Annotated in this window: 11 protein-coding genes; 3 read left to right on the top strand and 8 right to left on the bottom strand. The window is 44.8% G+C overall.

Translation table 11 applies throughout. The features are described from left to right. The 5 genes from RIG66_RS10140 to RIG66_RS10120 form a co-directional block, all read right to left on the bottom strand. A partial coding sequence (locus RIG66_RS10140) for a hypothetical protein (RefSeq protein ID WP_446377630.1) occupies positions 1 to 263 on the bottom strand: 263 nt, incomplete at its 3' end. Positions 264 to 401: 138 nt separating this feature from the next. Next, entirely contained in the window at positions 402 to 593 is a 192-nt protein-coding gene (locus RIG66_RS10135) for a chlorophyll a/b-binding protein (RefSeq protein ID WP_006105490.1), read from the bottom strand. Positions 594 to 809: 216 nt separating this feature from the next. After that, positions 810 to 1,016 carry a hypothetical protein gene (locus tag RIG66_RS10130; RefSeq protein ID WP_446377628.1) on the bottom strand — a complete coding sequence of 69 codons (207 nt, stop codon included), beginning with the start codon at positions 1,014 to 1,016 and terminating at the stop codon, positions 810 to 812. A 353-nt stretch (positions 1,017 to 1,369) separates the two neighbouring features. Next, complete coding sequence (gene ureG / locus RIG66_RS10125; protein ID WP_006105539.1) at positions 1,370 to 1,972, bottom strand: urease accessory protein UreG; 603 nt, start codon at positions 1,970 to 1,972, stop codon at positions 1,370 to 1,372. Positions 1,973 to 2,049: 77 nt separating this feature from the next. Beyond that, complete coding sequence (locus RIG66_RS10120) at positions 2,050 to 2,949, bottom strand: ion channel (protein ID WP_446377626.1); 900 nt, start codon at positions 2,947 to 2,949, stop codon at positions 2,050 to 2,052. Positions 2,950 to 3,155: 206 nt separating this feature from the next. Here RIG66_RS10120 and RIG66_RS10115 point away from each other — a divergent pair, with 206 nt between their 5' ends. Then, positions 3,156 to 3,395: an element excision factor XisI family protein gene (locus tag RIG66_RS10115; RefSeq protein ID WP_446377632.1), complete on the top strand. Its 240-nt coding sequence runs from the start codon at positions 3,156 to 3,158 to the stop codon at positions 3,393 to 3,395. A gap of 256 nt (positions 3,396 to 3,651) precedes the next feature. Here RIG66_RS10115 and RIG66_RS10110 read toward each other — a convergent pair whose 3' ends face one another. Further along, positions 3,652 to 6,525 carry a CHAT domain-containing protein gene (locus tag RIG66_RS10110; RefSeq protein ID WP_446377624.1) on the bottom strand — a complete coding sequence of 958 codons (2,874 nt, stop codon included), beginning with the start codon at positions 6,523 to 6,525 and terminating at the stop codon, positions 3,652 to 3,654. Positions 6,526 to 6,544: 19 nt separating this feature from the next. After that, a complete protein-coding gene (locus RIG66_RS10105; RefSeq protein WP_446377622.1) occupies positions 6,545 to 7,123 on the bottom strand; it encodes a hypothetical protein in 579 nt (192 codons plus the stop codon). 63 nt (positions 7,124 to 7,186) lie between these two features. Between RIG66_RS10105 and RIG66_RS10100 the strand changes: the two genes are divergently transcribed. Then, positions 7,187 to 8,065, top strand: a complete 879-nt coding sequence (locus RIG66_RS10100) for a hypothetical protein (RefSeq protein ID WP_446377620.1) — start codon at positions 7,187 to 7,189, stop codon at positions 8,063 to 8,065. A gap of 72 nt (positions 8,066 to 8,137) precedes the next feature. After that, positions 8,138 to 8,287 (top strand): hypothetical protein, encoded by a 150-nt coding sequence (locus RIG66_RS10095; RefSeq protein WP_446377618.1) that lies wholly within the window; start codon positions 8,138 to 8,140, stop codon positions 8,285 to 8,287. A 147-nt stretch (positions 8,288 to 8,434) separates the two neighbouring features. Here RIG66_RS10095 and bicA read toward each other — a convergent pair whose 3' ends face one another. Further along, on the bottom strand, positions 8,435 to 10,144 hold the full coding sequence (gene bicA / locus RIG66_RS10090) for a bicarbonate transporter BicA (RefSeq protein WP_446377616.1): 1,710 nt from the start codon (positions 10,142 to 10,144) through the stop codon (positions 8,435 to 8,437). Positions 10,145 to 10,397 lie beyond the last annotated feature (253 nt).

Raw genomic sequence — 10,397 nt, 5'->3', positions numbered from 1 at the left:
CAAGACAAGGAAGACAGGTAGACCAGTAGACAAGGAAGAGTGAGAACGAAAAATAGGGCGTTTCGGCTTTTAGAAGTTAGTTTAACCGAACCGAATTCTGTACGGTTTTCCCCCCTTGTCTTCTTTCCTTCCTTGTCCTCCAAGTCTAGTCCCAACCATAAAATAAAAAACCTACACCTGTCAGGGGGGAGTGGGGGAAGCAATGTAGAGACGTGCCATGGCACGTCTGGAAGCTGGGGAAGCAAGGGAAAAACCCAAGCCATTAGAATACCCTCCCCTTGACAAGGAGAGGGTTAGGGAGATGTCAAGTTAAGGTATTACAAATTTTTGATCTTAAATTGACACCAATGGAAATGGATATATCGTGTCCCTACGCTGTCTCTTAGAGACATCAAATAGGCTTACATGATTCCTAAGGTGTGCAGAACTCCTTGACCCGAAAAGTATTCAACGAATAGGGCAATAATGAAGCCTAGCATGGCTAGACGACCATTCCAAATTTCGGCTTGGGGGCTAAAGCCAAATTTCCAAGCATTGCGTTCTTCGGGACTGGTAATGGTTTCGGGTGCTGGTGTATTTGATGGGTTTGTCATAGTGCAATTCTCCGCTTCAGTTATCTATAATTGCCTTTGTAAACAAATGTAACATTGATTGAGGCTAACGTTATCCCTCTTAGGTGAGACACTCCTGGATTATTGAGCCTCGTTCCTAGAACACCCGTCTATAGTCAAGATGTTGAAACTGTTCCCTGTGACACACCGAGCGAAGTCGAGGTGTTCCCTATTCCCTCCCCTCACCATAAAACTTATTCAGCAGACCCTATTTATTTCTGTTGATAGCTGCTGCCAATCGGGTAATCGAGCATCCTGTGTCTGCCGTTGAGAAACAACTATCCTTTGCAAAACTCTAAAATTCTCTAAAAATGCCATGTCTTCTATATCAATCTGGGGTTGTTGGCAAAGATCGACATACCGTCGAGCGTTTAAGGATAACCAGAGTTCTAAATCACTTAACATTGACTTCAGCCTAAACTTTTTATCAGTTTAGCTTTGTAGATTCGAGAGCAATAGGGAATATTTTCGGATATTTTACTCACTAAATTAAGAGGAACCTGGTAAAAATACGTAAGCAAATACTTTGGCAATTAATCTACCCGTAAGGAGTAAAGTTAATTCTGAGCAATTACCCGCTCGTAGAAAAGCTTATTCTATCCTTGAACAGACTTGCCCACCCTACATAAAATCTAATCAAGTATCATTCCTCACCATTAACAGGCAATAGATGAGGGTAGGATAGGGACAGGCTAACTACTGAATGTTTTTATCTCCGGTTCTCTCACCGGATTTACTAGCAAATTAAACAGCCTTTGTCAAGACACCCCCATCTGGAGCTTGATAAAATCAATCACGGTTGCTAATCCGTCCTGAGTCTTTAAATTCGTAAATACAAATGGCTTATCACCTCGCATCTTTTTGGCGTCTCGTTCCATAACACCCAAATCAGCCCCAACCATTGGCGCTAGGTCTATTTTATTAATCACCAATAAATCCGATTTAGTGATTCCGGGTCCACCTTTGCGGGGAATCTTGTCACCGGCGGCGACATCTATCACGTAAAGGGTCAAATCGACGAGTTCTGGGCTAAAGGTGGCGGCTAGGTTATCCCCCCCACTTTCTAAGAAGACTAAATCTAAGGGGGTGAACTTCTGTTCTAACTCTTCAATTGCCGCTAAATTCAGGGATGCATCCTCTCGAATCGCCGTATGTGGGCAGCCTCCCGTTTCCACACCCCGGATGCGATCGCGCTCTAATGCTTGAGAGTTTACCAGAAACTGGGCATCTTCCTGGGTGTAAATGTCATTGGTGACGACAGCAATTTGATAGGATGCCCGCATCGCCTTACACAAAGCATCCAATAAAGCGGTTTTTCCGGAACCCACTGGTCCTGCAATACCAACGCGAAATGTATTCATCAACCGTGTTTGAGATGTGATTTATTAACTATAAATTTACTATTATTTTTATGGCTTTTCTGGTCATCGAGTTATGTTCACTCAGATGGCATCACATCATGAAAGAGGCGATAGTCGATAATCCGCCGCCCATCTCGACCTCTTGATATGATATCCATAAACCGCCGATTCCAGATAATTTCCTCAGCAATGTACGAGTGACGGGCATGAATCGTCTGAGAAACAGTTTCATCTAACCCCGTAAACGTTACCACAATTTCCACCTCGGCTTCAGCTAGCGACTCTGGTGTTGTCCCGAACAAAGAACTACTCTGATCAATAGGATGCATTGCCGTCCACGTCAAGGTAAAAATAGGAGTCTGGCTACGAACCAATTTTAGGTCATAAAAGCGACGCATAAATTCCCCTTCTGCTGTGATCTCGTTACGCAGTAAACTCACCGTTAACTGGGCTTCCAGAATCTGGTTGTAGCGCTCATTCGCCATCCGAAACATTAACGTCGGCACACCATTATGCACAGTAATAACCGCCACCCGACTAAACAGAACTCTGGCGGTAGGGCGAGAGAAACGGGCAAACATTAATCCTGTTGCTGTGGTCAATCCCATTAAGCCAGTTAGGGCTTCAATGGTGACTAAGATATTGGTGTAGGTACAGTCTGGGCGGGGATACATCGCACCGTAGCCAATCGACGCCATGGTTTGAACACTGAAGAAAAAAGCGTCCCAGAAGGAACCTGGACGGGCATTTTCGATGCAATCATCACCAACAAAATACAACAATGCAAATAAGACATTAATTAGTATATAACCTACCCCAATGAGAAGGAAGAACCAAGACCAATTGAGTGTCAATAGTAAATGGTAAGGATCTCGCCAATGACTGTGAGATATCCCTTTTCGAGCAATATCAAACCGACTGCGCTTATCCCGACTCACGATGCGGGATTGGGAAAACTGACGCGGTGTTTTGTTCATTGACGTTGGCGAAGGTATCCGGCGATAGTTACGTCACCAGACAAGTATACATCCTGAATCATCTTGAAATAGTTGGATATTTAGGACTTGCTGCACAAAGGAGACACCCATATCAATCAATGCTTTGATCCATATTGACAGTTGGTATCTCTGATTAAAATGGGGTAAGTAGCGGCTGTAGGGATGCGATCTAGACATTAGAGACAATCTTTGATACGCAGCGAAATCACTATCAAATTGTGCATCTAGGTTTGCACCATAGGCGCTGGGTGCATCATTGTGTAATGCATCTGGATATTCGGAATGAGAAAATCTGGATTTTTTACAATTCAACGGAGCATGATATTGCGGCAGAATTAGTCGATTTGGGTGTGCCAAAACATGATATAGTGCTAGGGTTTCATCCTCCTTTCATGCGTGAAATGAGTGATTATGCAGTGGGTTAAAAGCAGCAGAATTAAGGAGACTCGCGTGATGGACAAGCGTAGTGGCGTGGCACACCTTATTTGATGAATTAGAATGGGAGACCCGAAACCGTAGGGGCGCAAAGACTTGCGCCCGATTCAATGGTCAAGTCTATTCCACAATTTTCGCTGGATCAGTCCAGTAGTGGCGTGACCAGATTCAAATAGGACTTTGTTTGTAGTAAGCACTTTAGTGCTTTAATGCATAGCTGGAGAGAGCTAAAGCTCTCACTACGAACTATTGGGCATTACCAATTAAAATAAATGGTGACCAATAGAAGGGATGACGATCAATCTGTTGAAGTTTTGCCTGACGCAGTGCTTCTCCTTTACTCATCCCTTGGTTGAGATTTTGATAAAATTGGGTCATAATTTCGGATGTTGTTTCATCCTCAGCATTCCACAAACTTGCCATGACTGCTTTAGCACCTGCCCGTTCAAATAAGTAGGCGATACCCGCAATTTCCCGCCCATCTGATTCTTCTCGCAAAGCGGTTTGACAGGCGCTGAGGACAATAAGTTCTGTATTTTTCATGCCTAATCGTGCAGCATTGGCGATGTTGAAGGGTTCATCGGCAAATAGGAGGGTGTTGGGTTCCATATCGATGCGGCGTACACCATTACAGTCTTCCTCTTCTCCCAAACAGCAACCCTCAGATTCAAAACAGCCGTGAGTGGCAAGGTGGATAACTGGGAAGCGAGAGGCGTGGTATTTGAATCTTTCGACAGTGGCGTCGTTACCCAGATAGATTTCACTTCCAGGTAGGAGGTTGGGTAGATTTTTGATTTCGGCTTCCGCACCCGGTAAATTATAGGGTTCTTCCGGGATTGGATTCCCTAATCCTAATGCCCCACGCTGTAAAGATGGAGAATTTCCGGTGTCTGTCAATTGCAGGGAATTGACACTTAAGCGAGTGAAATAATTGATGGGATAGTCTTCAACTAAGAATTTGCCTGTGTCTCGGTTGTAGAGGGTTTCAAAGGGAATATAACGCAGTTTACCTGTGGCGATGATGGCAATTTTGCTAGGAGATAATGCCTGGATTTGGTCTTCAATGGGACGAATCAATAAGTCGTAGAGTTCGTTACCCGTGTCGCGGAAGCCTGTGGCATAACGGTCTTGCAATATCTCTCGGTAGTCAGTGATTAGGGTATCTAGTTGATCCGGATCGACGGGAACTTTTTTAACCGTGATGGGTTGGTCTTTTGTCAGGATGAAAATAGCGATATGGTTGGGAACGTTGTTTATATTAGTCAGCAGGACGGGCTGAATAACGACTGTACCATCAGGGATACTGGCTTGGAGTTGCTCCAGATCATCAGGCGTGGTTTCTAGGAGTTCAGCGATTTCAGGATACTGGCGTGAGAGGTCTTCCGCTTCTTGGTTAACTTGTGCCTCAAATTCCCGAAATTGGCGAGAGCGTTCCTCAGAAAAGTTGGCTTGTAATTGCTGGCGGAGGAATTCTAATTGCTGATTTTTTTGATTCCACTGGTCTAGAGAGTTTTGGGCTTGGGGATTACTCACTTGGGCATCAATGAGGCGGGTGTAATCAGCGAGTTCGGCTGTGCTGTAAAGGTTAATCCATTCAAAAGCTTGTTTGGGTTGATTTTGGTCAATCAAGAGGTTTGTTAGAGCAATTACACTACCTGGCTCATTTCCTAAAAATGACTGTCGATTTCCTCGCTGTAAACCCTGACGCATTTCTAGGGTAATGGTCACAGCTTGGTTATAGTAGTCTAATGCCTTTTGCGGTTGTCCAATGGCACGGTAGACCGCACCAATATTACTGAGAGTAGCGGCAACAACTGCGCGATTGCTCACTTCGCGACTAATTGGTAAGGCTTGGTTATAGTAGTTTAATGCCTGTTGGGGTTGCCCAATGGCATCGTAGACCAAGCCAATATTATTGAGAGTAGCGGCAACACCTGTGCGATTATCCACTTCGCGACTAATTGGTAAGGCTTGGTTATAGTAGTTTAATGCCTTCTGCGGTTGTCCAATGGCACGGTAGACCGCACCAATATTATTGAGAGTAGTGGCTTCAACTGTGCGATCATCCACTTCCCGAAGAATGGGTAAGGCTTGGTTATAGTAATTTAATGCCTTCTGCGGTTGTCCAATAGCATGGTAGACCGCACCAATATTATTGAGAGTAGTGGCAACACCTGCGCGATTGCCCACTTCCTGGCGAATGGGTAAGGCTTGGTTATAGTAGTTTAATGCCTTCTGCGGTTGTCCAATGGCACGGTAGACCTCACCAATATTATTGAGAGCAGTGGCAACACCGGTGCGATCACCTACTTCGCGACTAATTGGTAAGGCTTGGTTATAGTAGTCTAATGCCTGCTGTGGTTGTCCAATGGCATAGTAGACCGTACCAATATTATTGAGAGTAGTGGCAACATTTGCGCGGTCTCCCATTTCCAGAAGAATGGGTAAGGCTTGGTTATAGTAGTTTAATGCTTGTTGCGGTTGTCCAATGTCATTGTAGACTCCACCAATATTATTGAGAGTAGTGGCAACATTTGCGCGGTCTCCCATTTCCAGAAGAATGGATAAGGCTTGGTTATAGTAGTTTAATGCTTGTTGCGGTTGCCCAATGGCATCATAGACCCCACCAATATTATTGAGAGTAGTGGCAACAACTGCGCGACTACCAACTTCCTGGCTAAGAGGTAAAGCTTGGTTATAGTAGTCTAATGCCTGTTGTGGTTGTCCGATAGCATCGTGGACGAAGCCAATATTATTGAGAGTAGTGGCTTCACCTGGGCGATCGCCTATTTCCTGGAAAATGGGTAAGGCTTGGTTATAATAGTCTAGAGCTTTCTGGTACTGATCAAGCTGAGAAAAATTAAAGCCAATTTCATGCAGTGTCAACGCTTCCTGCTGTCTATTGTTCAGTTTTCGTGCTAAATCTAAAGCTTGCTGAAAAATTTCTATTGCCTGTTCATATTGCCCAATTCGTGTTTGCTGTAAAGCTTGCTCTAAAAGCGCCTCCCATTCTGCCTGTAAATCCTGGGTTTGCGCCCAACTTTGTTGAACCATCAACGGCACAGTTACAGGAACCAAGCCCATACTGACCACTAAAACACCCGATAAAATTTGCCGCATAGCACCCAACCCTCCACACCTAACGGTCAATTGGCGTTGCCTTAATCGTCATCGTTAGTCCTGACAAATCAAATTCAAATTCAATCGCATTAACGACATAAATACTATCTCTAGAAATCGAGAGAATATCTTGTAAATCCTCACGGCTTAAAACAGTCCCTAACCTAAGACTCGCTGTTTCCGGGTTTTGCAGTTGAAACGCCCCAATCGGCACTCCCTGCCAAACTTGCGGTCTCCTTGTAGAGGAATCTTCTGATCGCACTTTTCTTCTCACCCTTTGCCCCTGTCGATTGCGAATCCACACCTCCTCCTGAAATTCTATTCGGTTCACTTCATCCAGAGGTAAGGTTTCCGAGAAATTATTCTGAGAAATCGTTAACCCCTGTTCACTCAACGCCGTCAATTGACCACTGATTGAACCCCCAGGTTTTTGCCACACCAAAGCGGTGTCTGGTAACGCCACGGGTAACGGTTGGGCTTGCTGGTTAGTGGCTTGAGCAATCTCTCTGGGTTTGCTCATCGTAGTTTCAGCATACCCGATGACTCCAGGACTTGAAACCAGTAGAGTCAAGGTAATGATGTTCAGTGCTGTTTTCATCGCTTTGGTGATACTCCTAAAACCCCGTAATATGATTGAAATGAATAGCGCTGTGAAAAGTCTGTGGTTTCCACTCCTCCTGATCCTAACGAACCCAACCTATTAGGCAAAGTTACCAGTCTCGTCGTTTTACTCGGTGCGGGGTTGTACTTTACCGGTTGGATATACCGTTGGGCTTATTTTAGCTTTTTCAATCTTGAGGTTTCCACCCTAAACTTACCCTTTGAGTCGTTCTATATCGCTGCATTCCAAGCCCTGTTTGGTTCTCCCTTCGCCATTATCCGAACCGCGATCGCGCTTATTCTCACCGCTACGGCGATTCACCTCACCCTTTGGCTGATTAAAAAGCCGGTGATGGCGAGTCTCACCACGCTAACCAAAAGAGTGCGATCGCCTCTCCTCAATTACGCCAGACAACACCCCAATGCATGGCTATCCCAAGGGATACAATCCTTGGTTAACTTTAGTTCAACTCAGTTTAATTCGCTGCAATTTTTAGGCTCTCTCACCGTCGAAATTGTGATTGTTTTATGGGCATTAACCGCACTATTTTGGTTAGCCCAATGGCAAGCCGATACCGATGCTTGGTTAGATGCGGTTAACGAAACCTCAACCCTACCGATTATCACCGTTGTTGCCCCAGACAACACCGTCTCCCTGGGACGCAAACTGGACAATCCCTTGGTCAATCCTTCCGGTTTCCGGATTATCGGCGACCAAGATTTATATCAACGACTTCTGGGTAAAGAACTCACCGATACCAGTGATCCAGAAACCCCAATCGTCTGGCGCTTACTCATTGATCGCGACGGTTATTTTTACATCTTTCCAGCTTTACCCGATAAACGCGATCGCACGTTAAGTCCACCTGTTGTGATGATGTATGAAAGTGACGGAGGCGATCAGCTAATGATCCTTAGTCCTCCAACCTCCCGGAATTAATTTGTTTGTCCAAAGTCCAAAAAGTTAGATGTAGGGGCGGGTTTAGGGAATCAATCCATCTAGTCACCGATAATGGAACAACAAAACCCGCCCATTCCCCCATCGCCAGACAATCAATTAATTGCAAATTGGACAACAAAACCCACCGGATTGTTAACCGCGATCGCACTCAAAAATGTCGGGCTGAAAGGGTTGAGCTGGGCGGGTTTTGTGGAAAGATGATGGGTGACTCCATTAATTTTATCCCTAAACCCGCCCCTACATTGGATTTTCTGTCCCGATACAGCATATTTCTGATGAGGTACAGCCTTAAGCAAGATCCCCGACTTCTCCAAGAGAGTCGGGGATCTGTCTGTGTATTGCAAACTCTTAAGCTTGGGAACTGGTAAACTGATCTCCCTTTTCCTCATAGCTGAAGCCTTGTTTTTCACGAACGATCGCTAAACCTTCTTGCAGTGCTGTCAAGCGATCGCCCATCCAGTGATGTCCGGGAATTAAGCCAGCAATCCCTAACTTTTCTAACCGACTTTTTATCTTCCCGGTTGCGCCCACAACAATCACCTCTCGTCCTTCATCGATCGCCTCTTGAATCGCATTTTCGATCGCCAAGGAAGACGTTACGCCCAGGATAGGAACTTCACCTAAATCGACAATCAAAACATCATAATTAGCAATAGCGTTGTGTTCTCTGGAAATCGCTTTGGCTACACCAAAAATCATCGGTCCACTCAGGTGGAACAGTAAAACTCGCCCATTCGCCACATCTAAAATGTGCTTTTCCTCATCAGTGAGAACAATCTGATCATCCGCATCAGTAATCGCTTTAACTGCATTTGATTGTAATTTTGATAGGTTTTCGATGGTTAATATATTCGCGATAAATACGCCAACGGCTACAGCGATCATTAAATCCACAAACACCGTTAGCAGTACCACACCATAGACAATCCCCGCTGCTTTCCAAGAGATTTTGTGAACCCGCTTGAGAAAGCCCCAATCAATGATATTAATCCCAACTTTTAAAACAATTCCCGCTAAGACAGCAAGGGGAATTGTAGAGGTTAAAGGAGCCGCCCACAACACCACGATGAACAGAACTAAAGCACGGCAAATACCCGATAACGCCGTGCGTCCACCCGCTTGGATATTCACCACCGTCGCTGTTGTTGCTCCAGAACCCGCGATTCCACCACATAAACCTGTCACTAAATTAGCAACACCTTGACCGACTAATTCTTTGTTCGATTTGCAGTCTTGTCGAGTTAGACTTTCGGACACGAGACAGGTTAATAGGCAATCAATAGAACCTACCGTCGCCAACACAATTGCATTAACGAACATTAACCGCGCATTTCCGGGTGTAAAAGCAGGCATTTGTAGCTCAGGTAAACCCGGTGCAATTTCTCCAATCGTGCCGATTGTGCGAATCTCAACACCACTAAAGAAAATCAGCGAAATGGCTGTCCCAATCACTAAAGCCACTAATTGGGGTGGCATCACTTTTTTAAATTGGGACGGGTACAAGAACAGAATCGCTAAGGTTATGGCTCCTAAAATCGTTTCCCACGGATCGATATTCGTGATTAGAGTCGGCAGATTTTGAATTACACCCAAGACACCCCCTGCAGGTGTTTCTTGTCCCAAAAAAGGAGCCAGTTGCAGAAAAATTAGAATCACGCCAATTCCGGTCATAAATCCGGAAATGACGTTATAGGGCAACATGGTAATATATCGCCCCAATCGTAATACCCCAAAGATGATTTGAAAGACTCCTGCCATCATCACCACAGTAAATGCCAGGGCGAGATAATTGTCCGGATTATTCACTTGAAGTCCAGCAATTACGGCGGTTAAAATAACCGTCATTGGACCAGTTGGCTCAGAAATTAGACTCGGTGTACCCCCAAATAAAGCGGCAAAAAATCCAACTAAGATTGCCCCCCATAAACCCGCCGCCGCACCAGCGCCTGAAGCGATTCCAAAGGCTAGTGCCATGGGTAAGGCAACAACAGCCGCCGTCAACCCGCCAAAAATATCTCCTTTTAGGTTACGAAAATGGATTTGATTGGTTATTTGCATGAAATAGTTTTCTCGATTAACAAATCAAAAATCAAAGTTACCCGAAGTAATAAGTTATAAGTCAAAAATTACCGTTGAACCAGCATGTTTAGGGACACGACATATCGTATCCCTAGCCTAAGCATAGTTGGTGCATAAGTCCTAATTTATTGCTGATGAATACCCATAAGGAAACTTATGATTTCCATAGAGTATACCATGGTATTGCAATAAAACTATAGGTTTTCTCAGAAAGCGCTGGAGGGGGCACAAC

It is taken from the genome of Coleofasciculus sp. E2-BRE-01, from assembly GCF_040221695.1.
Classification (GTDB): domain Bacteria; phylum Cyanobacteriota; class Cyanobacteriia; order Cyanobacteriales; family Coleofasciculaceae; genus Coleofasciculus.
The sequence above is the reverse complement of the archived record's forward strand: the minus strand, read 5'-3'. Positions and strand labels throughout refer to the sequence as shown.

What these genes read in the sequence shown, in the direction of transcription:
- RIG66_RS10135 (WP_006105490.1), bottom strand. Translation starts at nt 593, where the DNA reads ATGACAAACCCATCAAATACACCAGCACCCGAAACCATTACCAGTCCC.
- RIG66_RS10110 (WP_446377624.1), bottom strand. Translation starts at nt 6,525, where the DNA reads ATGCGGCAAATTTTATCGGGTGTTTTAGTGGTCAGTATGGGCTTGGTT.
- RIG66_RS10105 (WP_446377622.1), bottom strand. Translation starts at nt 7,123, where the DNA reads ATGAAAACAGCACTGAACATCATTACCTTGACTCTACTGGTTTCAAGT.
- RIG66_RS10130 (WP_446377628.1), bottom strand. Translation starts at nt 1,016, where the DNA reads ATGTTAAGTGATTTAGAACTCTGGTTATCCTTAAACGCTCGACGGTAT.
- ureG (WP_006105539.1), bottom strand. Translation starts at nt 1,972, where the DNA reads ATGAATACATTTCGCGTTGGTATTGCAGGACCAGTGGGTTCCGGAAAA.
- RIG66_RS10120 (WP_446377626.1), bottom strand. Translation starts at nt 2,949, where the DNA reads ATGAACAAAACACCGCGTCAGTTTTCCCAATCCCGCATCGTGAGTCGG.
- RIG66_RS10095 (WP_446377618.1), top strand. Translation starts at nt 8,138, where the DNA reads ATGGAACAACAAAACCCGCCCATTCCCCCATCGCCAGACAATCAATTA.
- bicA (WP_446377616.1), bottom strand. Translation starts at nt 10,144, where the DNA reads ATGCAAATAACCAATCAAATCCATTTTCGTAACCTAAAAGGAGATATT.